The 22,464-nt window shown below is 51.4% G+C and carries 20 protein-coding genes and 1 tRNA gene; 2 read left to right on the top strand and 19 right to left on the bottom strand.

The genetic code is table 11. From position 1 onward, the window contains the following. Nucleotides 1-90 precede the first annotated feature (90 nt). From FHS19_RS25625 to rpsF, 10 genes are all read right to left on the bottom strand, one after another. Nucleotides 91-3,195, bottom strand: a complete 3,105-nt coding sequence (locus FHS19_RS25625; protein ID WP_183584637.1) for an alpha-mannosidase — start codon at nt 3,193-3,195, stop codon at nt 91-93. Next, entirely contained in the window at nt 3,196-5,499 is a 2,304-nt protein-coding gene (locus FHS19_RS25620) for a glycoside hydrolase family 3 N-terminal domain-containing protein (RefSeq protein ID WP_183584636.1), read from the bottom strand. A gap of 39 nt (nt 5,500-5,538) precedes the next feature. Further along, nucleotides 5,539-6,459: a carbohydrate ABC transporter permease gene (locus FHS19_RS25615; RefSeq protein WP_183584635.1), complete on the bottom strand. Its 921-nt coding sequence runs from the start codon at nt 6,457-6,459 to the stop codon at nt 5,539-5,541. 27 nt (nt 6,460-6,486) lie between these two features. Further along, the gene (locus FHS19_RS25610) at nt 6,487-7,416 is read right to left on the bottom strand and encodes an ABC transporter permease (protein WP_076172479.1); all 930 of its coding nucleotides are present in this window, start codon (nt 7,414-7,416) and stop codon (nt 6,487-6,489) included. A gap of 91 nt (nt 7,417-7,507) precedes the next feature. Next, nucleotides 7,508-9,001 carry an ABC transporter substrate-binding protein gene (locus FHS19_RS25605; RefSeq protein WP_183584634.1) on the bottom strand — a complete coding sequence of 498 codons (1,494 nt, stop codon included), beginning with the start codon at nt 8,999-9,001 and terminating at the stop codon, nt 7,508-7,510. 350 nt (nt 9,002-9,351) lie between these two features. Continuing rightward, nucleotides 9,352-10,872 (bottom strand): response regulator transcription factor, encoded by a 1,521-nt coding sequence (locus tag FHS19_RS25600; RefSeq protein WP_183585234.1) that lies wholly within the window; start codon nt 10,870-10,872, stop codon nt 9,352-9,354. Next, a complete protein-coding gene (locus FHS19_RS25595) occupies nt 10,865-12,700 on the bottom strand; it encodes a sensor histidine kinase (RefSeq protein ID WP_183584633.1) in 1,836 nt (611 codons plus the stop codon). The genes FHS19_RS25600 and FHS19_RS25595 overlap by 8 nt, the downstream gene beginning before the upstream one ends. 326 nt (nt 12,701-13,026) lie before the next feature. Beyond that, the gene (gene rpsR, locus FHS19_RS25590) at nt 13,027-13,299 is read right to left on the bottom strand and encodes a 30S ribosomal protein S18 (RefSeq protein ID WP_076172485.1); all 273 of its coding nucleotides are present in this window, start codon (nt 13,297-13,299) and stop codon (nt 13,027-13,029) included. A 21-nt stretch (nt 13,300-13,320) separates the two neighbouring features. Further along, nucleotides 13,321-13,800, bottom strand: a complete 480-nt coding sequence (gene ssb, locus FHS19_RS25585) for a single-stranded DNA-binding protein (protein ID WP_076172487.1) — start codon at nt 13,798-13,800, stop codon at nt 13,321-13,323. A 50-nt stretch (nt 13,801-13,850) separates the two neighbouring features. Then, complete coding sequence (gene rpsF / locus FHS19_RS25580) at nt 13,851-14,138, bottom strand: 30S ribosomal protein S6 (protein ID WP_076172488.1); 288 nt, start codon at nt 14,136-14,138, stop codon at nt 13,851-13,853. Nucleotides 14,139-14,339: 201 nt separating this feature from the next. Between rpsF and FHS19_RS25575 the strand changes: the two genes are divergently transcribed. Then, complete coding sequence (locus FHS19_RS25575) at nt 14,340-14,534, top strand: YjzC family protein (RefSeq protein ID WP_183584632.1); 195 nt, start codon at nt 14,340-14,342, stop codon at nt 14,532-14,534. Between the two features lie 583 nt (nt 14,535-15,117). Here the strand turns inward: FHS19_RS25575 and FHS19_RS25570 are convergent. The 4 genes from FHS19_RS25570 to FHS19_RS25555 form a co-directional block, all read right to left on the bottom strand. Continuing rightward, a tRNA-Ser gene (locus FHS19_RS25570) sits at nt 15,118-15,208 on the bottom strand. A gap of 67 nt (nt 15,209-15,275) precedes the next feature. Further along, the gene (locus tag FHS19_RS25565; protein ID WP_145027525.1) at nt 15,276-15,494 is read right to left on the bottom strand and encodes a DUF951 domain-containing protein; all 219 of its coding nucleotides are present in this window, start codon (nt 15,492-15,494) and stop codon (nt 15,276-15,278) included. Nucleotides 15,495-15,496: 2 nt separating this feature from the next. After that, entirely contained in the window at nt 15,497-16,402 is a 906-nt protein-coding gene (locus FHS19_RS25560; protein WP_183585232.1) for a mechanosensitive ion channel family protein, read from the bottom strand. A gap of 30 nt (nt 16,403-16,432) precedes the next feature. After that, a complete protein-coding gene (locus FHS19_RS25555; protein WP_183584631.1) occupies nt 16,433-16,693 on the bottom strand; it encodes a putative Se/S carrier protein in 261 nt (86 codons plus the stop codon). 143 nt (nt 16,694-16,836) lie between these two features. On the opposite strand from FHS19_RS25555, the gene yyaC reads away from it, so the two are divergent. Next, entirely contained in the window at nt 16,837-17,442 is a 606-nt protein-coding gene (yyaC, locus tag FHS19_RS25550; protein ID WP_183584630.1) for a spore protease YyaC, read from the top strand. Here the strand turns inward: yyaC and FHS19_RS25545 are convergent. The 5 genes from FHS19_RS25545 to noc all read right to left on the bottom strand — a co-directional run bounded on the left by FHS19_RS25545 (nt 17,417) and on the right by noc (nt 22,232). Beyond that, nucleotides 17,417-17,917 (bottom strand): DUF4446 family protein, encoded by a 501-nt coding sequence (locus FHS19_RS25545; RefSeq protein ID WP_183585230.1) that lies wholly within the window; start codon nt 17,915-17,917, stop codon nt 17,417-17,419. The two genes, yyaC and FHS19_RS25545, sit on opposite strands and share 26 nt — an antisense overlap. A 212-nt stretch (nt 17,918-18,129) precedes the next feature. Further along, on the bottom strand, nt 18,130-19,278 hold the full coding sequence (locus FHS19_RS25540; protein WP_183584629.1) for an aminotransferase class V-fold PLP-dependent enzyme: 1,149 nt from the start codon (nt 19,276-19,278) through the stop codon (nt 18,130-18,132). A 92-nt stretch (nt 19,279-19,370) separates the two neighbouring features. Continuing rightward, on the bottom strand, nt 19,371-20,210 hold the full coding sequence (locus FHS19_RS25535; RefSeq protein WP_183584628.1) for a ParB/RepB/Spo0J family partition protein: 840 nt from the start codon (nt 20,208-20,210) through the stop codon (nt 19,371-19,373). After that, complete coding sequence (locus FHS19_RS25530) at nt 20,203-20,964, bottom strand: ParA family protein (protein WP_076172495.1); 762 nt, start codon at nt 20,962-20,964, stop codon at nt 20,203-20,205. Before FHS19_RS25530 ends, FHS19_RS25535 begins: the two co-directional genes overlap by 8 nt. 452 nt (nt 20,965-21,416) lie before the next feature. Then, on the bottom strand, nt 21,417-22,232 hold the full coding sequence (gene noc, locus FHS19_RS25525) for a nucleoid occlusion protein (protein ID WP_183584627.1): 816 nt from the start codon (nt 22,230-22,232) through the stop codon (nt 21,417-21,419). Nucleotides 22,233-22,464: the final 232 nt, after the last annotated feature.

The following is a 22,464-nucleotide window of genomic DNA, read 5'->3' as shown; positions in this document are numbered from 1 at the left end:
CCCCTTTACTTGGCTGAATAGTAGAGTGTAATGATGACACATCAAATCATGTGCTGTTATACGATCTATACCAAACTTCTATATATTGCGTTATTCACCCTGCTTAAGCAGGACGGTTTTAATTTCATATGGGGCAAAAGACAACTGCAGTCTGCCCTCCTGAAGCTGCAGCGGATGAGCCTGCTCCTCGAGCGCGTTGGACAGATAAGCCTCTGAGATGGCTCCCGGCCATATCAGTTCGATCTGTTCACGTCCGCCAGTCGATTCATAGAACCGCAGGATAACGCCGCTGCCGTCCTCGGCCGGTTTTACCGTGTCGAGCACGACGTGTCCGCCGGATAGGGTGATCAGCGATCCCGTTGACGGACGAGAGCCTTGGGCACCGGATTCCGCTTGGCGAACGGGCACGTCGACGTTCAGCTCCGCTGCCTGACGTACGGTGTGCGACTCTCTCCAGCCGCCTTGATGCGGCAGCAAAGAGTAGGTGAAGTCATGCTCGCCAAGGTCAGCCGTCACGTCCGGCCACTTCGGCGCCCGCAGCAGGGACAGACGGATCGTGCTGCCCTGAACGTCATAGCCGTATTTGCAGTCGTTCAGCAGGCTGACGCCGTATCCATGCTCCGACACGTCCACGAAGCGGTGTCCGCATACCTCGTACTGCGCCTGCTCCCAGCTCGTGTTCCGATGGGTGGCGCGCTCGAGGGAACCGAACGGAATTTCGTAGGTCGCCTTATCGGTGACCACATCAACAGGGAATCCCACTTTCAGAAGCTTGTGCGCCTCGTTCCAGTGGACATGCGTTTTGAAATCGATCCGCCGGTCATGATGATAGAAGATCATGTCCTGCGTGATTTCGGACTGCCCGATCTTCCAACGGAAGCGGAGGACGTCCTTGGTGCGTCCGGCCAGAACCAGCCGCTTCTCGAGCAGCTCCGCCTCACCGGCCGGCTGCTGTTCATACCGGGTGTCAATGTCCCAGGCGTCCCAGAGCGTCGGGCGGTCATGGAAGAAGTGGAACCGGTTTGCGCGTTCCCCTTGCTTCACAACTTCGCGGCCAGCCGCTTTGTCCAGCAGGCTGGTGATTTCACCCCGTTCGTTGAATCGCACGAGGTAAGCTGAAGTTTCCCACATATCGCCAAACGATTGAATTCCGGCAGAGTCAGCATTCACGGCGGCTTCCGGTTTCACCCATACGGTTTTGTAACCCAGTGCCGGAACGTCGGAAACCCGGACGGAGATTCCGCCTTCGACGGTGTCCGTCTCCAGGCGCGTGCCGTGCTCATCATAAGCTGCCAACGAGGCAACTTCGCCTTGTTCTGCTTGGATATGGACCACAGCGCTCCGGCTCCATCCGAGACTGTTGAAGACAACATACGGAGTGCCCTCCATGCCGGAAGTGTCGATATCCGACACCAGCGTGTTCAACCCTTCGTTCAAGGCATGTTCTCCCTTGGCGAAAATGTCGACGTATTCCTTGTCCGACGTTTCATACGTCTCTGTAATCGCCGAGCCCGGAATGATGTCATGGAACTGGTTCAGCAGAATCAGCTTCCAGCCGTCATGCAGCTGCTGCGTCACCTCTGTACGGTTGGCCGCGTCCATCTTCGGCCCAGCCAGCGTGTTCCACAGCTCGGCTTCCCGATACAGCGCCTCCGCCTTGCGGTTGCTGCGTTTGTTGCGGGCATGCGTCGTATACGTGCCGCGGTGCAGCTCCAGGTAAAGATCGCCGCGCCACGTCGGAAGCACCGGGCCCGCCTGCTCGATGCTCTCGAAGAACTTGGCCGCCGTACTGTAGCGGCTTGCCGGCTGTCCGATCATCAGATCGGACCGGTCGATGTACTCCAGCATCTCGCGGGTGACGCCCCCGCCGCCGTCCCCGTGTCCGTACAGGAGCATCTGCTCGGGATGCAGCGCCTTTTCCCGATAGGACTGCCAGTGGTCGTGAACATCCTTCGGCAGCGTGTTCTCGTTCACGCCATGGTTCAGATAAGACAAGATCGGCGTTCCATCAATACCGACCCAATGAAACAAATCGTATGGGAACAGGTTGGTGTCGTTCCAACCGAGTTTGGTCGTCATGAAATAATCCACTTTGCCATGCTTCAAAATTTGCGGCAGCGACGCACAGTAGCCGAACGTGTCCGGCAGCCATTCGATATTCGACATCCGGCCGAATTCCTCCTGGTAGAACCGCTGGCCGTACAGCATCTGCCGGATCAGCGATTCGCCGCTCGGCAGATTCAGGTCGGGCTCGACCCACATGCCGCCGACCAGCTCCCAGCGTCCTTCCACGATCCGCGCCTTGACCCGTTCGAACAGCTCGGGATCGTTCTCCTTCAGAAACGCGAAGAGCTGCGGCTGGCTTTGCGTGTAGCGGTACTGCGGATATTCCTCCATCAGCCGGTCGACCGTCGAGAACGTGCGGCTCGCCTTGCGCACCGTTTCGCGGACAGGCCACAGCCAGGCGATATCGATGTGCGACTGGCCGACCATATGCTCCAAGCCCTCGGCATTGCCGCCTACTTTATGGACGTCCGCTCTAAGCGCTGCCTCAATATCGGCAACGGCTCTGCCGTCACGGATGGCCGCTGCATCCAGGTTCACGAACCGGTCCATCGCCCCGTACAGCACTTCCATCAGGCGCACGCGGCGGAAATCCTCCTGCGGCAGCAGCACCAGCGAATCGCGTACGACGGTGACGGAATACATCAGGCTCAGCACCGCATGATTCGGCCGCACGAGCAGACTCGTGACCGACGTGATCGGCGGGTTGATGACCGCCTGCTGATTCAATGGATCGACCGGTTCCGGAACCGGGTCAAACAGCTCGATCTCGAGTTCAGGCGTCTCTCCGATCACGGCGGGGTCGAGCGTCACGTAAGTATGATTGCGGTCGAGGCCCTGATAGGAAACCCCGTTAACGCGCAGCAGGCCTTCTCCGCCCGATGCGAAGACGAGCCCAAACGGCTCGGATGGCCAGCCTTCCGGCAGCACAAGCCGGGTCCGGAAGAAATACGTCGTTCCTTGTTTGCTTGGAAAAGAGGCCAGCCCCTTCCCTTCCGGGTAAGGAGCCGTATTCTCATATTCGCCAGGCAATTTGTAGTAAGAGCGGGTGATGTCCCAGCTGCGGAGCTCAATCTGCTCCAGCCAGCGGTTGTCTGACAATTCACGGATAAAGCGTCTGATCCGTTCCATTTATTTACCCTCCCGCACGGTCAACTCCGTGCTCATCGTGTCGTTTACATGTCTGCCGACATGGATCCGGAACAGCCCCGGCTCCACGACGGGCTTTAGGTCCCTGCCCACGTACTGCAGCTGTTCCCTGCCAATCTTAAATTCCACGGTCCGGGACTCACCCGGCTCAAGTTCCACTTTCGTAAACCCTTTGAGCTCCATCAACGGACGGCTTGCGGCGCTCACGGCATCTGAAATGTACATCTGTACAACTTCCGCCCCGGCACGGCTGCCCGTGTTCGTCACGTTCACCGACACGGTCGCCGTTTCGTCTTCCGTTATCGAATCGGCGCTGATGCGGAGCTGATCATAGTCAAAGGTCGTATAACTGAGGCCATAGCCGAACGGGTAACGCGGCTTCGAATCCTCTTCCATATACCGCTTGCCCCGAGAGCGTTTGCCGTTATAATACACCGGCAGCTGGCCGACATGCTTCGGAATCGATACGGTAAGCCGGCCGGACGGATTGACGTCGCCGAACAAAATGTCCGCCACCGCATGTCCGCCCTCTTGCCCCGGATACCAGGCCTCCAGAATCGCGTCGGCATGCTCGTCCACCCACGGCTCGGCAATCGGACGGCCGTTAATGTACACCACGACGAGGCGCTTGCCGAGCTTGTGGATTTCCTGAATCAGTTCCAGCTGCACGCCGGCCAATCCCAGCGTCATGCGGTCGATGCCTTCACCGCACTCCATGTCGTTCCAGGAGCTGTCCGACACCTTCGAGGCGCCGGTCTTCAGGTCGATCGTGCCTTCGCCGAAATCGCGTGCGCTCGATCCTCCCATGACCATCACCACGGTGTCCACCTGTTGTGCATACGACAGCGCCGTCTCAAATCCTTCTTTCGAGTCGCCTTTAATCCGGCTTCCCGGTGCATACAGCACCCGGCCGGAATCGGCGCCAAGCTTCGCTTGAATCCCCTTCAAGACGGTTGCTACTTTGTCCGCTGGCTGCGGGGACGTGTAATCGCCCAGCTGGTTATAGCCGTGGTCCGCGTTCGGACCAATCACGGCAATGGTTCCCGCTTGCTTATCCAGCGGCAGCGCACCATTTTCATTCTTCAAGAGAATGATGCCTTCCTCCGCCAGCTTGCGTGCCAGCTGCACATGCTCTCTTTGGCCAATGACCTGCTCAGCCCGCTCCGGATCCACATACGGACGGTCGAATAGGCCCAGCTTGAACTTGAGAAGCAGTACCCGAAGGACCGCCCGGTCCAGAACCCCGATCCCAAGCTTGCCTTGGCTAACCGCATCCAACAGATACCGGCCGAACATTTCGCCGGACATCTCCATGTCGATGCCCGCCTTGATGGCTTGAACGGCGGCATCCATGCCGTCTTCCGCCACATCATGGCCCGCGGCCAGCATGTCGATGGCCCCACAGTCGGTGATGACCATGCCGTCAAATCCCCACTGCTTGCGGAGGACGTCCTCCAGCAGTTCCGTGTTGACCGTGCACGGCACGCCGTCAATTTCGTTATACGCCGGCATGATGGACGCGGCGCCGGCTTCCACGGCTTTTTTGAACGGATACAGGTCCACCTCAAGCAGCTCACGCCAGCCCATGTGCACGGGGCCTGCGTTGCGTCCGCCTTCGGAGCTGCCGTATCCGACAAAATGCTTCAGCGTCGCGGCAACGCTCGCGCCGCTGTCCAAGGCATCCCCCTGAAGCCCCTGGACCGATGCGGCGGCAAACTCGCCGATCAGATAAGGGTCTTCGGCGAAGCACTCCTCCGTGCGCCCCCAGCGGGGATCGCGCACGACGTCCAGCACCGGCGAGTACGTCACCGCCCCGCCCTGCGCCCGGGTCTCCGCGGCGACGGCGCGGCACATCTCGCGGTACAAATCGACGTTCCATGTGCTCCCGAGCAGCAGCGGCACCGGATAAACCGTGCCGTCGATCGCCATATGCCCGTGCGAGCACTCCTCCCCGATCAGGATCGGAATGCCGAGCCGGGAGTTTTTAATGGCATAACGCTGAATTTCGTTCACCGCCTCTGCACCTTCCTTGGCGGACAAACCGTTCTCCAGCGTGACGCCGGTCCAGGGATCGGCGCGCAGCACCCCGTACAGGGAACCGACGCCGCCATTTTGGACTTGCTGCTTAAAAGATTCCGTTAATTCAATCTTCCCATCTCTATATTCATAGGTTTGCCAGCCGAACGGCTGTACGAGCTGGCCGACCTTTTCTTCCAAAGTCATCAGACCTAGCAAATGCCGGGCCCTCTCCACAGCTGGTTTCGTCTTGTCTTTGTAAATCAACATCTCGACTTCTCTCCTGTCTCCATATAGTGATGTTGTTTATTATTCTTTGACGGCACCTACGGTAAGTCCTTGTACAAAATAACGTTGGAAGAACGGATATGCAAAAATAATTGGCAGCGTAGCGAGCACGACCATTGCCATACGGGACGTATCCTGTGGAATGGACTGCAGTGCAGCCATGCTGAGCGAACTGTTGGCCGAGTTTTGCTGAATGAACTGAATGCTGGATTCGATCCGCATCAGCATCGATTGCAGCGGCACCAGATTCGGATTGTCGATATAGAGCAAGGCATTAAACCAGTCGTTCCAATATCCGAGCGTACTGAACAGACCGATCGTAGCCAGACCTGGCAAAGACAACGGCAGCACGATGCGGAGGAAAATGTAGAAATCGCCCGCGCCGTCGATCCGGCCCGATTCGATAATCGCCTCCGGTACGCTGGTGCTGTAGAACGTACGCAGAATCATGATATAAAAAGCGTTCATCGCGAGCGGTAAAATCAGCGCCCACAGGGTATCTTTCAATCCGAGCAATTGCGACACAACCATGTACGTCGGAATCATCCCGCCGTTAAACAGCATGGTGAGAATCGCGAATACGGAGAAGAATCTGCGATAGCGGAAGCTTTTCCGCGAAATAGCATAAGCGTACAGCGAGATCAGGATCAAGCTGACGAGCGTACCTACAACGGTAACCAGGATGGTCACGCCATAGGAGCGGAGCAGCGTGTCGCCGCTTTGAAATACGAATTTGTAAGCCTCTAAGCTCCATTTGGCTGGGATCAGACGGTAGCCGTCCGTTGCCAGCGTTTTTTCATCGGTTAACGAGATAATGACGACGAACAGAAAAGGAAATACACACAAGAAGGAAAAGATCGCCGCAATTGTATGAAGAACAGCGTTCGCGCCGCGCGAAACATGATGAAAATCCCGTTTTTTTCTTTGAATGACCTCCGCCATAACCTGACACTCCCTTCAAAAAATGATTTAGAATAATGCGCTGTCCTTGTCGATTTTGCGGACGACAAAGTTGGACACAATCACGAGTACAAAACCGACAACCGATTGGTAGAGGCCTGCAGCGGTACTCATACCGATTTCTCCAGTCGTTTTCAGACCGCGGTATACGTACGTATCGATAACGTTGGTTACGGAGTACAGCGTACCCGAGTCTCTTGGAACCTGGTAGAACAGACCGAAGTCGGCGTAGAAGATCCGGCCCACTGCGAGCAGCGTCATGATAATGATGATTGGCGAGAGCATTGGAATCGTAATGTTCTTGATTTGCTGCCACTTGCTGGCGCCGTCGATCATGGCTGCTTCATACAGGGATTTGTCGATACCCATGATGGAGGCGAGATACACGACGCTGTTATAACCGACGGATTTCCAAAGACTGACGAAGACAAGGATATACGGCCAATATTTTGGATCGGAATACCACTGAACCGGCTCGGCGCCAAACCAGCCGAGGATTTGGTTGATCATCCCGCGGTCCATGCTTAGGAAGCTGAATGCGAAGTATCCGACGATGACCCAGGACAGGAAGTAAGGAAGGAACATCCCCGTCTGATAAATTTTTGCCATCGTTTTGCCGACCAGCTCGGAGAGCAGGACTGCCATGGCTACGGACAGGATCAATCCGAGAATGATAAAAGCCAGGTTGTACAATAACGTGTTACGCGTAATCGTGTAGGCGTCATTGGTGCTGAACAGGAACTTGAAGTTGTCCCAGCCTACCCACTCACTCTTGCTGATACTGGCCCAGAAGCCTTCCCGGTTAAAACGGTATTGCTTGAACGCCACGATTGTTCCCACCAGCGGCAGGTAGGAAAAGAAGAAAAACCAAATGGCACCGGGCAGTACCATAAACAGCATGACTTTGTTTCTAATGAGGTTTTTGAAAAATGCGGCCATTCTGTTTCCCTCCCATGATTAATTGGTTATACATTGAAAAAGGACCGGGCGCTAAGTCACCCGCCCGATCCTTTCCGAATTTTTTTCTACATTACTTGTTGTTGTTTGCAGCTTTCCAGGCGTCAAGCTGAGTTTGTGCTTCAGCGATGACCTTGTCCAGGCCGGCTTGCTTGAATGCCGCAATCGCTTTTGGCAGATAAGTTTCCGGATCAACGGTACCGGTCATCAGGGATGCCCAGAACTGTTCCTTCACGTTTTGTACAGCTGCCATTTCGGTTGCTACTTTCGTGCTGTCGAAGTTGAAGCTCAGGATTGGAGAATCTTTACCTTCGGCATTAAATTTCTTGAATTGCTCCCACTTGTCATCCGGGTCGTTCGGGTTCAAGTAGAGCAGCATGTTGTTGCCGAGGGAGTACGACGGCATGTCGTAGTTCTTGCCTTCCGGAAGGTTTTCAATGTGCTTGTCGTCAACCTTCTTGTAGTGCGTTCCTTCGATACCGGAATCCACCATGTTGCGAAGAACCGGATCCGTATTCAGCAGGTTCAGGAATTCCATTGCTTTCTCCGGATGTTCGGAGTTCGCGGAAATCGCCATGATCGAACCTTGAACCGATGTGTTTGTGATAATAGCATCACTTGCCGGTGTCGATTTAACCGGATAGCCATAGCTTGCAGACCAAGTATTGTCAGCCAGCGGCTGGGTTTGCGCACGGTCCATGAACCAGTTGCCGGAAGTCATCAGATCGCTAGTAGAGCCTGTTGTTGCTGCTTCCGGAGCCACATAGCCGGCTTGATAATATTTGTGCATCGTTGTCAGCGCCTGCTTCATTTCTGGCGTTTCGAGGATATCGACGATTTTGTAATCGGTCGTATCCAGCTTCACGGCCATTGGCAGATTCTGAATGATGTAGTCATAAGGAATATAAGGAACGTAGTTCTTGTCCATCGCGAACGGTGTTACGTTCGGCTCTTTTTCCTTAATCGCTTTCAGCAGCGGCTCAATGCTATCCAGGGAACGTACATTGGAGGTATCCAGTTTGTACTTGTCCACCAGGTTTTGGTTGAAGCGCCATACCTCCTGCTGAGGAAGCTCTTTGTTGGCCGGAATGCCGTAGTTGTGTCCATCGACTTTGGAGCCTTCCAGGAAAGCAGGATCGATGGTGTCTTTGATGCCTTGTCCATATTTATCAAGCAGATCGTCGAGTTCCATGAACGCGCCTTTTCTTGCGTTCTGTACGTAATCGAATCCGCCTGCGGATGTGAACATAATGTCCATCGGTTCGCCGGAAGCGACGTTCACCTGCATTTTTTGCTGGTAGTCGCCCCAGTCAATCATTTTCATGGTGACGGTTGCATTAATCTTCTCTTGCGTATACTTGCTGACCTCGGCCATAACCTTGTCAACGTCTTTTTGCGGCGTGCCGATCGTGTACCAGATCAGGTTTACCGGCTTCTCGGAGCTTCCCGAAGATCCGGAACCGCTGCCTTCCGCGTCTTTGTTGCCCCCACCGCACGCGCTGAGTACAAGCGCGAAGGCCGTCAACATGGCCAGTGCGAACGAGAAGCTTTTCTTACCCTTGCTCATGTGTGTTCCTCCCTTTTTGAGTTACAAGTAACTGATGTCTAGCTGTCTGCCCATCATGAGGATGAACCGGCTTTTTCTTATATTGTTTCCGGTTCGGTTTGTTTAACTAAGATAACCTTAACGGATGTAAGCCGTTACAAAAAGAAGATAAACTAAATAAAACCGTGTACAAATTAAAGAAAAGGTTTTCTTTTTGTCTATTTTTGTCAATTTTTCAGTGAAACGCTTACTTTTATTGTTTTTCTTTCATTTTCATTTGTTTTTTTCTGCATCAAACGTCACAAAAAAACCCTAAATCGGATGAGATAGTAGGTGTTTAGTCTCATCTGATTCAGGGTGTCTCAAGTCGGTCAACCGAGCCCCTTGTAATCCGTAGGTGAGATCCCGACATATTTCCTGAATTGTTTATAAAAATATCCGGTCTCCCAGTAGCCTACATTCCGCGCAATCTCCTGCACCTTGAGGTTCGTGTTCTTCAGCTGCTGCTTCGCCTTTTCGATCCGGAACTTGTTGATGTATTCGGCGAACGTTTCCCCGGTTTCCTTATGAAATAGCTGTCCCAGATACACGGGATGGATATGATACTGCGCCCCCAGCGTCTTTAGCGAAAGTTCGTCCGCGTAATGATTGTGGATATGGACAAGCACCTGATTCACTACGGGGTTCTTCATGTCCTGCAGCAACGATTGGACTGCAGCTCCGGCCACTTCCTGCAGCGCGGCGATCAGATCCTGCAGCGAGGAGCTTTCCCGAACCCTGCCTAGGCCGTTCTTGAATATATCCGACTCGTCCGTATGCTTGATCTGCTCGAGCTCCATTTTGAACCGGATCACCAGCTCCAGCCCGGCATTGAGCAAATCCTCCGGCCGGATATGCCCCGCCTTCTGCATCTGCTCAAAGTCGTCTTGGATTTTCCGGTTCAGCCCGGCTTCATCCCTCGCCAGAATCAGCTTGGCGTATTCGTCCCAGGCGATGGCGATATGCCGCTCGGGGCCGCCGCTATTCTCCTCCAAGCTGGTGTAATCGATGACCCGTCTATCCGGAAATACCATAAAATACTCCAGCGACTGCTTGGCCTCTTTGTAGCTGACCGAAGCCTCTCCGGGGAGGCGTACGGCCGAGCCGACGCCAATATGTACTGTGCGGCCCTGCTTCGCCAAAGCAGCTTCCAGTTGCTCCAGGGCCGTCATCAGACGAGCCTTCCCCTCCTGCGGGTCTTCCAGGCTGCCAATCAGCACGGTATCCCCATCAACATCGCGGAACAGTGTCAGCCCTGTACTGTCTTTCAGCAAACCGTCAACCTGCTCGAACAGCGCCTCATCGGCCATGGCCCGAAGCACTGCCACGGCCATATAAGGCCGGTCCAAATTCACGCCAAGCAGGTCGGCTCTTTCCACAAACTCCGGAGAGGCGATCTGCCCGTTCATCCAGCGGTAGAGTGTATTGTCCTTTAAAATCTGTACATCAAATGCGCTGTACAAACCGTTCGCCTTCGTGCTGTCCAGCTTGGATACAGTATTGCGGAGCGTTGATTCCAGCTCCTCCACATTGATCGGCTTAAGCAGATAGTTTTCGATGCCGAGTCTCATTCCCTGCTTCAAATAATCAAACTCATTGTATCCGCTCAGGATGATCACCTTGAGGTCGTTGCGGGATTTACGAGCTTCGCCGATCAGGCTCAGGCCGTCCATCACCGGCATCGAAATATCGGTAATCAGCACGTCCACGGGCGTAGACGCCATGACCTCGAGCGCCTGGCGTCCGTTCTCTGCGTGCCCGACGATCTCCAGGCCCAACGCGGCCCAATCCAAAATATCGTATAGCCCTTCAATAATGAACGGCTCGTCATCCACAATAAACACTTTATACATCTTCAGCATCCGTCCCTTCCCGGTTAGGATAACGTACGGTGACGACCGTACCGACTCCTTGCCGGCTGTCAATTTCCACCCCGTAAGCCGGACCATATAAAAATTGCAGCCGGCTGTGCACGCTGCGCAGCCCAAACATTTCGCCGGACTCCTCCGGTTTCCCCAGCTCTTCATGGATTTCAGCCAGGCGCTCAGGCGTAATTCCTTTGCCGTTATCCGTGATCACAGCCACCAGCATATCGTCTTCTTCCCTCACCCGAATGTCCAGATGATTATCGTCGCGATCGGTCTGGATGCCGTGAACGATATAGTTTTCGATCAGTGGCTGCAGCGACAGCCTCATGACTGATTTGCCCTGCAGCTCCGGGTCCGAATCGATCGTGTAGCTGAACTTCTCCTTATAGCGGATCCGGAACAGCTCCAGATACAAGCGGCATGCCTCCAGCTCATCCTTGAGCGTGTAGATCTTTTTCTGCTTCACCAGACTTTTGAAAAGCACAGACAGACTGTAGATCATTTCCCCGACATCTTTAGCCCCTTGGGAAATGGCCCGCATCCGGATCACTTCGAGCGTATTGTACAAAAAATGGGGATTGATCCTTGCCTGCAGCGCCACCAGCTCCGTCTGCTTCTGTTTGATTTCCGCCTTGTACACCCGCTCGATATACAAGTTCAGCTCGTCCAACATGTCATTAAAACTTCGGGATATCTGGCCTAGCTCATCTTCACCAGGGTTATCGATCCGTGCGGACAAATCTCCGTTTTTCACCTTACGCGTAATTCTAATGATCCGGTTCGTCCGGTTGGCGAAATTAATCACAAAGAAGGCCGGGAAAAAGATCGCGAACAAAATACAGATTCCGCTGATCGTAATAATCGTTTTCCGGATGCCCGAATAACTGGCCTCCACGTCCTTTTTCGGAACCGCACCAATCACGACGTATCCATTGTCCGCCGAAGTCAGCTTGTTGATATACATTCGGCTGCTGACCTCAGCCGGGCGGGTATTCCCACCGTCGTAGAGCGAATCGGTCACATCCATATACGGATAGGTCTTCCCATAATATTTCCCTTCCGAATCATACAAAACCTTACCGTCCGCCGATAGCACCGCAATATCCCCTTTGAAGCTGTCCTTATAGCTGGTCAAAGCATCGGTGATGCCGCCCGAATCCAAATAAACGAGAAACTGCCCCGCGTTTTTCAGCTGACGGTTGTTGATCGGTACCCGGATGGCGTACAGCTCAGGCGCCCACTGGTCCGCCGCTTTCCGTATCCAGTAATTCGGAGCGGTGATGCCCTTATAATCCATCGCCATGACGTCCGGAATATAGGAGTGGGTCATATCGGTGGTCAGCTGCTTGTACTGCTTGTTGGGCTTGAACACAGATAGATACTGCTGCTCCGAACTGTACAACATGATGTTGCGGATATCTCCGTTTTCATCCATCACCTGCTGAAAATACTGCAGCGGGTCTGTCGAGTTGTTATTCGTTTCGTTGTAAAACTGATCCATCCGGTGCTGGACATATTGCGAATAAGGATGCTCCATCAAAAAGGAAATGTTCGAGAACAGCATTTCGTTCCGGTACATGTCCCTGGCAATATTCTCTACCGACTGGTAACGCTGATCCAGATACCGGCTGACATTTTCCATCGCGGCCTTCTGGTTGTTGAGTTCCTTCTCCACGATCGATTGGGATAGGGAAGAGAACATCAGATAGGACAAGATTACGATCGTCAAAATGGCAATAATCGTGAAGATCAGCAGAATCCTCATGAACATGTTATTTTTAAAATAATTCCTGTAGACTCTGCCCAGTCCCATGGTAATCCCCCTTCTCGCCGTTTTTCCATTATATCATACCCTCGTTGGTCGTTAAGGAACACGCTGTTTACGGATCCTGTTTACAAAACCTTCTAGCCGGAAATTCACCATCAGGAAATTGCCCGGGAAATGGAAAGCCTCACCCTGCCCTTCCCCTCGGGTACGCTTACAACCCTGCCGCAACTGCTCTATGCAGCAATACCACTATGATAACTTTTTCATTTCCCGTAAGACAAATGGAATAATTTTGAACGTTACGAACACAGCAAAAAAGCCAGCACCTGGGATGTCCAAGGTACTGGCTTTCTCACTCGCCAACGTACAGATTACTCTGTAGTGTATGGCAGCAATGCGATTTGACGGGAGCGTTTGATCGCAATCGTCAGCATGCGTTGGTATTTTGCGCTAGTGCCGGTTACACGGCGAGGCAAAATTTTACCGCGTTCGCTGATAAATTTCTTCAGCAGGTCGGTATCTTTATAGTCAATGTGAGTAATCTTGTTCACAGTGAAGAAGCACACTTTACGACGTTTGTTACGGCCGCCGCGGCGAGCCGGTCTTTTATCGTTGTCTCCGCCTTCTCTTTGTTTAAAAGCCATGCTGTTTCAGTCCTTTCCTTATTAAAATGGCAAATCATCATCCGAAATATCAATCGGTTTTCCGTCATCGGAAAAAGGATCCTGATTGGAATTGTTCCGCGAGTAGCTGTTACCGCCACGTCCTCCGCCTCCGTTGTAGGAAGGCTCCTCACGCGGGGTGCTTCCGCCTCCACCGCCTTCACGGTTGGATTCCAGGAAACGTACGTTATCGGCAATGACTTCGGTGACGTATACACGTTTACCTTCGTTATTCTCGTAATTCCGTACCTGGATGCGCCCTTCTACAGCCGTCAAACGGCCTTTGCGCAGATAATTGGCGCAGGTCTCAGCAAGCTGTCTCCATGTGACCACCGGAATAAAGTCCGCCTCACGCTCTCCGCCTTGCGCCGTAAACGGGCGATCCACAGCGAGCGTAAACTGCGTTACAGCTACCCCTGAAGGTGTATAGCGCAGTTCCGGATCCCGGGTCAACCGGCCGATCAAAATAACACGGTTCAACAATCGAGTCCCCTCCTTTGAGCGAATTTCATCACTAATCCCGTAAACGGATATTAAGCAACAACGTCGAGCGTAATGAGATAACGAATGACTTCGTCAGAAATTTTCATGAGGCGCTCAAGTTCGGCTACAACGTCAGGGTTGGCGCTGAAATTAACCAGAACAAAAGTACCATCACGGAATTTGTTGATCTCATACGCAAGGCGGCGTTTACCCATCACTTCATGCTTAGTGATTTCTCCACCGTTGGAGATGATGCCTTGGAATTTTTCGACTGCGGCTTGAACAGCATCTTGTTCAATGTCAGGACGAATAATGTACATCACTTCGTATTTGCGCATATGTTTCACCTCCTTATGGACTTCGGCCCCTGATCATGTCAGGAGCAAGGAGCGAGTCTAAACTCGCACCATATTAATATATCAAATTGGTCCAATGATTGCAAGTACAAAGCCGTATTGATCCTGCTCCACACATGATTCTCCGCCAAGGGTACACACTACAGAGGCAGTCCATTTTAACGATTAAAGGAGGCCTTGTCCATGGGTGAAAGAACCGAATTCGAAACAGGCGACAAAGCGCCGAATCCCGGCGTGTACATGGAGGTTGGTGAAAACAGCTTCCATACTGAAATCACGGATCCACAGCGGGTCGAGCTGGCTAAGGGCGATACCTTTCCAGAGACATCGAAGAAAGACCGCAAATGGAAACGGATGACGAAAGCACGGGTCCACTAATTTTGCAAATGGATGCATAAGCGCACGAAAACTGCGCATATTACAATCAGGCGGTGCTTGAGAGAGGTGTGGTTCCGTTGGACATGATCAACGCAACAAAGCACAGGAAGTCTGAAACAGCACGTTCAAGAAGCGGAGGGAAGTGCTAAAAACACTTTATTGTCTAAAGCAAAGATTTGCTAAAGGCTGACCCGAGTTTCACTTGCTGAAGTGTTGTGTGGATGAATTCCAAAAAATCATGGCATCGCCTGCCAAATCGGAGGACCTTCGGGTCCTCCTTTGGTTTGTATGCAGCTGCCTGAAGCTTCACCTCTGATCATGAAAGCAAAGCATCATAATGCGAAGCTCCCCCCTGCTTTATCTCAGCCACAAATATGGCGTTCATGTAGAACGGGTATTCCACGCTCAAAAACCAAACCCTCTCGAACTTCCATGAAGCTGTTGGGGTATATCAAAGCATAACGCTTTGATGATCTATTCATGAGCAACGCCTTGGCTCTAATAACTAAGAAAACCTCCAGTTTATCCAACTGAAGGTTTTCGCCGTATGTATTCTATGCGCAATCACTTAAAAAAGGGAATGTGGCGGAAAGAGAGGGATTCGAACCCTCGCACGCCTTGCGACGCCTAACTGATTTCGAGTCAGCCCCCTTAGACCTCTTGGGTACCTTTCCGCAGCAAAATTGATTATAGCACATGTCCATCATTTGTGCAAGCCCCTTGTCCAAAAGCTACCGATTTCTAAGCCTGCCCTTCCGTTCCCTCTTCCGATTTCGAACGAAGCACCTTTTTCATGTTTTTCTCAAACTTCGCCCGGGGGATCAGTACGCTGTGCTGGCAGCCGACGCATTTGATCCGGATATCCATTCCCATGCGAATGATTTCCATCTCGTTACTTCCGCATGGGTGGTTTTTCTTCATTTGAACGATATCTCCGAGCTGAAACACTTTACGTTCCACCGTTATCCTTCCCCCATTTCGTTATTCCCTTCTTTACCTGCTGCAAGCTCGGCCTGTGCCTGTTTCATCATGTCCTCGTATTCCAAAGCCTGCTTCACGTCCGCTTGAATCTGCCGTTCGACATCCCCTTTGGTGTTAGGCATACACTCGGCTACGATTCGAATGACGTATTCACTCGTGTTTAAGGATTGCACCCCGAGTACATTCGGCACTGAAATGACATTGGGATCCCGCTGCTGAATGCCGGTAAGCGCCTGTTTAATCAGCGCTACGGTTTCTTCAAGGTTTCGCTCGTTTTTCATTGGAAGGTCAACGACCGCAAGCGCATTGGATAAGGAGTAGTTCGTTACGCTGGCGATGGAACCGTTAGGCAAAATATAAACTTCACCAGTAGGGCTTACGATGCGCGTGGTCCGAAGGCCGATCATCTCTACAGTACCTTTGAAGGTCCCGGTCTGGATTACGTCTCCTACCGCAAATTGGTCCTCTAATATAATAAAGAATCCGGTAATCACATCTTTAACCAAACTCTGCGCGCCAAAACCTATGGCCAAACCAAGCACCCCTGCTCCGGCAAGGAGCGGCCCCAGGTGAAAGTTGAATTCCGACAGAATCAGCAGCACCATAATAAAATTGCAGGTGACCGCCGTCACGTTTTTCAGCAGTTCGGCTACTGTGGCGAACCTCCGCGGATTGACGTTCATCCGGCTTTGTTCCTGTCTCGCCAGCGACTTGTCTATAATTTTGGATACAACCCGTATAATGACACGGGAGACAAAAAACAGAATGATGATCCGAATACCTGAAAACAGCACGTTGGTCCACATATCTACATTCGTCACCCAGTCCAGAAATTTATCGCCGATACTTACCGCCTGCTTGACGGCCTGCTCTGGATTGGGAATCATTTCATCAAGCCATAACTTCCTCAATCAACTCTACCTCCTATTCTCGATGCTCTTATAGCCCTCTGTGCTGTCTTTGAAGTAGATTCCCCGAATCTCCACCTGCTCCTGCTCGATGATCGTCTGTACGCTCTCCAGCTCGTTTGGAGGGAACTGGATCGACAATGCACAGCCCGCTGTAATTTCCTTTGGCGTAGGAAATAAATCAATTTCAATATCTGCATATTCAAGCAGCATCTCGGCGCGCAGCGCCTGCTGCGTCGAATCAAAAGCAATCAGCATCCAGGTTTCCATCTCCGCCACCATCCGTTTCTCCCCACCCTGATTTGTGCTGCATTCTTCCGTATTACTTTTTCTATGGAATCTCTGCGCGAAGTATAAAAACCCTCATCCTTCCATATACTAGTTACTACCAAATGCAAGGAGAGGAAGATTCTATGACTCAGTGGCCAAAAACGTCTCCCAAACAGGAGCCTACATGCTTAAAAATACCACATACAGACCCTGAAATCCATTCCGCAATTATTCATCGTCTTCTGTTTCATCTCTCTCAAGCCGGGGAAAATCAACAGGTCATCGTTGTATGTATCGGCACCGACCGATCCACGGGCGATTGCCTCGGTCCTTTGGTAGGCACGGCATTGGCCCGGTATAATAATCCATGGTTCCACTTGTTTGGTACGCTGGACGAGCCTGTGCATGCCGTTAACCTTCAGGAGACGCTCTCCTCGATCTATTCGCTGTATGACAATCCGTTTGTCATCGGCATCGACGCGTGCCTGGGACAATCCTCCAGCGTAGGCTGCATTCAAGTCGCCAACGGCCCGCTTAAGCCCGGTGCAGGCGTACATAAAGAATTACCGCCGGTTGGCGATATCCATTTGACGGGTATCGTTAATGTCGGCGGCTTTATGGAATACTTTGTATTGCAGAACACCAGGCTGAGCTTGGTGATGCGTTTGTCCGAAATTATTGCCTCAAGCCTTCATTCCGCCATCAAGGAATGGAAAGCCCGTACTACGCTTTTTGCAAGGCTAGAGTAATCGCCTCTGCCTCTTCCGGAGAAAGAGGATAAGTCGACTGCCCGGCTTCTACCGGCTTAGCATAAACATAGGAGCTGTCACGGCTGTATAGCGCAGTGATGACGACTCCGCTTCGGTCAGCATCAACGATCGCAATCGAGAAGCTTAGATCGCTCCCTCGTTCGCTGAATGCATTGTAGCGTTTAATACCGATATTACCTTTGATCGTTTGAAGATTATTCAATGCCGTTGACAAGGATTCACGCTGTTGCTGCTGCTCATCCTCCACGCTGTCCACCTGTGTCTTTAGATCGATGAGCAGTGTCTCTAAATCCTCCACCCCGCTGCCGGCCATCATCGTTTCGTATTTACGGCGAATTTTTCTAAGCTTTGCCCCTTGTGTCAGCACCAACACGAGCAAGATCAAAATGAGGAATACGATCCCGCCAATGATTCCTGGTAATTGTTCGCTGATTAAATCATTTAAGTCCGACATGCTGTTCATTCCTTTTCCTCAATCTGACCTACTCGTTTTCAAAACGTATCGTGATCCCACATATTCATAGTCACTCAATAATATTAGGTTAAAAATTACAACCAATCTAATTCTGCCGGTTGTCCCTCAGCTCCACAGGGTAACCGGTTTTGTTTTGCCGTCAATGATTTGATTAGAAATCGACCCCGAGGGCTTGCGTCCAGGCCTACCAGTCAACGAACCAGCTCGACCATCGCTTCAACCATCCGTTGAACCTCCTGCTCCGTGCTGTTCGCACCAACACTTGCCCTCACCGCTCCGGTCTGATCTGTTCGTACCGCATAATGGGCCAATGGCGTACAGTGCATCCCCGCCCTGACCGCGATTCCAAACTGCCGATCCAGGCGGAAGGCGATTTCCGTAGAATCCCGGCCCTCAACCGTGAAGGCCACGATTCCGGTCCTTTCCTTCCCTTGTGCTGGACCAAGCAGGTTCAGACCCGGCAGGTCTTTCAAACCCTCAATCATCATTTGGGTCAACGCCCATTCATGCTGATAAATCCGCTGTGGGGTTTCCTTTAGTACATACTCCACCCCTGCTCTTAGCCCGGCAATTCCGACCGTGTTCAAGGTTCCCGCTTCATACCGATCCGGCCTTACGCTGGGCATTTCCTTTTCCTCCGATTGGCTGCCAGTCCCTCCATGGATCAGTGGTTCCAGATCAATCTCCGGGGATAAATAGAGCCCTCCCGTTCCTTGCGGACCGAGCAGCCCTTTATGACCGGGAAAAGCCAGCATGTCTATGCAGCAAGCCTCCACATCAATGTCCAGCACGCCGGCGCTTTGTGCGGCATCCACCAAGAATACTGACCCAACACTGTGTGCCAACTCACCCATTTGCTGGATCGGCAGAATACTTCCCAACAGATTTGAGCTGTGGCTGCAAACGACCAGTCTCGGCCTCTTGGATAAGCATGCCTCCAACTGCTGCATGTTCAGTTCTCCTTGATCATTTACCCCAATGTAATCCACATGAATATCAAGTGTCCGCATTAAATATTCCAGTGGCCTCCTCACGGAGTTATGTTCAATCATCGTCGCAACGACGTAGTCACCGGACTTCAGGATCCCCTTGATCGCCATATTCAATGCCTGGGTTGTGTTATACGTGAAAATGATGTTGTTGGGATTCTTCACCCGAAACAACTGAGCCAGCACCCGGCGGGTCTCAAAGAGAACCCTGCTCGCTTGTACGGCCATTTGATGGCTCCCCCGCCCTGGATTCGCCGCCGCTTCCTCCATCGCCTTTTGCATGGCCGTCAGCACACCAGGCGGTTTCGGCCAAGAGGTCGCTGCATGATCCAGATATACAACTGAGTTCATATCCTGTTTCACTCCGATCCAAGGAACAAAGAATGACGCATCCTCGGTCCCTTTCAGGAATCACTTAGACGCGTCATCCCATCCACTGATCTTTATTGCAATAACTCCAGCAGCCGTTCCAAGTCCTGTTTGCTGTAATAGTTCAATTCAATTTTGCCCTTATCTTTATTTTGCTTGATCTTCACTGTCGTTCTAAACCGCTCCCGTAACGACTCTTCCAAGTTATCGATATATGGATCGCGTTTTTTGACCTTCGCCTTGTTTTTATCCACCGGCTTCCGGTCGAGCTGTTTCACAGCCTCCTCCAGGTCACGTACGCTCCACTCATTGTTCACGCATTGCTTCGCCAACTGTTTAATGAGAGACGAATCCTTGAGACCAACCAACGCTCTCGCATGGCCCATGGAAATTGTTCCACGTGAAACATAGTCTTTGACTTCATCCGGTAAAGCCAATAAGCGAAGGAAGTTTGCAATATGGGATCTGGATTTCCCTACTTTCAACGATAGTTCTTCCTGTGTTAGCGAATATTGATCCATCAAACCCTGATAAGCAACAGCCACTTCCATCGCATTCAAATTTTCACGCTGCAGGTTTTCAATCAAGGCAATCTCCATCACCTGCTGATCGCTGAATGTCCGGACCACCGCCGGGATGGTTGCCTTACCGCAGTATTGCGAAGCTCTAAAGCGCCGCTCCCCTGCAATAATTTCATATCCTTTGAGCACGCTGCGTACAATAATCGGTTGAATGACCCCATGCTGACGAATCGATTCGGCCAATTCCTGAATAGATTCCTCGTTAAAGTCTTTGCGCGGCTGGTAAGGATTGGCACGAAGTTGGCTGAGTGGGATTTCTACGATTTTGTCATCCTCATTAATCGAAAGTGAAGGAATTAAAGCATCGAGCCCTTTACCCAATCGTTTACTCATACGAAATCACTTCCTTTGCCAACTCTAAATATACCTCAGCGCCTTTCGAACGCGGATCATACGTAATGATCGACTGACCATGGGACGGAGCCTCACTAAGCCGGATATTTCTTGGAATAATCGTTTGGTACACTTTTTCCTGAAAGTATTTCTTAACTTCCTCAATTACCTGAATTCCCAAATTTGTCCGAGCATCCAGCATCGTAAGCAGGACGCCCTCGATGCGAAGCGAAGTGTTCAAATGCTTCTGGACAAGACGAATTGAATTCAGCAGCTGACTTAATCCCTCAAGGGCATAGTACTCGCACTGGATAGGAATAATGACCGAGTCAGCGGCAGTAAGTGAGTTAATAGTAAGTATACCAAGAGACGGCGGACAATCGATTAAAATATAGTCATAATTTGCTTTCACCAACTGAAGCGACTTTTTGAGCCGGAGCTCTCTAGAAATGGTCGGCACTAGTTCAATTTCCGCTCCAGCTAATTGAATCGTTGCCGGAATGATGTGAAGTCCTTCGATTTGCGTTTGCAGGATCGCATCCTTGGGATGTACATCATTGATGATCACATCATAAATGCAGTTCGCTACATCCGCTTTGTTGACACCTACCCCACTGGTTGTATTGCCCTGGGGATCGATATCGACGAGCAGCACCCTTTTCCCGAGCGAAGCCAATCCTGCACCGAGATTGACGGAGGTTGTCGTCTTGCCGACTCCGCCCTTTTGATTTGCTATGGCAATAATTTTGGACACTCAATTCACCTCTATGTGTATGAAGACTCTTCTTGTAGGTCGCGGGATTGTGATCATCAGCAAAACAAACGGCTGCTTATACCTGTATGACCCCGGCGGTAAATCAGAGATCCGGTGCTTCATTATACAGATACGCAGAAACGGCTTCGCCCTGCAGTAGTGTGCTTCCCCTTGCTTGAATAACAAGAAAAACCTTTACTCAATTATTCGGACATCATCAATGAACAACTTTGATTTCAGAACCATGACGAGAAAAATAGGAGATGCGAACTTTCCCCCTCCCCCTCTATCCTTCCGACTTATGAAATTCTGCTATCTGGAACATATAATTTCATGGTTTTAGAGCCAATTGGACTCATTCGTATCATGCAGAACTGTGGGAAGCATGTTTCGGTATGACTCATTTTAACTTCCTGAAAAAAGCGGCCGATCAGCCGCTAAGCTCCATCGTATTAGCGCTTAGGAATTTTGATCACGATCTCATAATGATCCTCATGATCGTTTTCCTGCGTTTTAATGGCCATCCCGGATCCAGACACCATGTCAATGGATTGGCGAATCGTGTTCAATGCCAACCGGACGTCCTTGGAATAAGAGATACGTTTTGCCTTTTTGATTTTGGCCGATTCCTTGTAAAACGCAACTCTAGCTTCCGTTTGTTTCACATTCAGTTCCTTGGATACAATCTCAGCCAGCACTTTCAGCTGCAGCTCCTCGGTATCGAGGGACAATAACGCGCGGGCGTGCCGCTCAGTAATTTTGCGCTCCATCAGTGCGTTCTTCACTTCTTCAGGAAGATGAAGCAGCCGGATTTTATTGGCAATCGTTGATTGGCTTTTCCCAAGGCGCTGCGCCAAGCTCTCCTGCGTAAGTTGATGAAGGTCAATGAGCTTTTGGTAAGCAACAGCTTCCTCGATAGAGGTCAGACCTTCACGCTGGAGGTTTTCGATCAACGCAATGGAAGCAGCTTGGGAATCGTTAAATTCACGGACAATGGCGGGAATGGTCTCCAAACCGAGTTTGGAAACGGCACGCCAGCGCCGTTCACCGGCAATAATCTCGTATTTGGCATTACGGATACGAACAACAATGGGCTGGATCACCCCATGCGTCTTGATCGTTTGACAGAGTTCGTCGATTTTATCGTCATCAAAAATGGTCCGGGGCTGGTAAGGACTGCTCACGATTTCTACCACCGGAATTCGCTTTACTTCATCCCCATTGCTTCGTTCCGTCAAACCAAACAATTTAGAAAATTGTTCTTTCATTCCGTATATTACCACCTAAATTCGTAATAGCACCGCTAGAGCACCTAACAACAATCTACAGGTCATCGAGACATCCATGATTGGATATGGGTAACAAACTAACCGGCTACCCTTGAGCTTTGATAGCTGCCATCCAGACATAGAAAGACATTTCTATGACTTCAAAAATGGAAGATGAGAATCGTCAGATCCGATCGTATTTTATGTATAAGGTTCACATGACTGAACGGTC

Source organism: Paenibacillus rhizosphaerae, from assembly GCF_014192015.1.
GTDB lineage: Bacteria > Bacillota > Bacilli > Paenibacillales > Paenibacillaceae > Paenibacillus_AQ > Paenibacillus_AQ rhizosphaerae.
The sequence above is the reverse complement of the archived record's forward strand: the minus strand, read 5'-3'. Positions and strand labels throughout refer to the sequence as shown.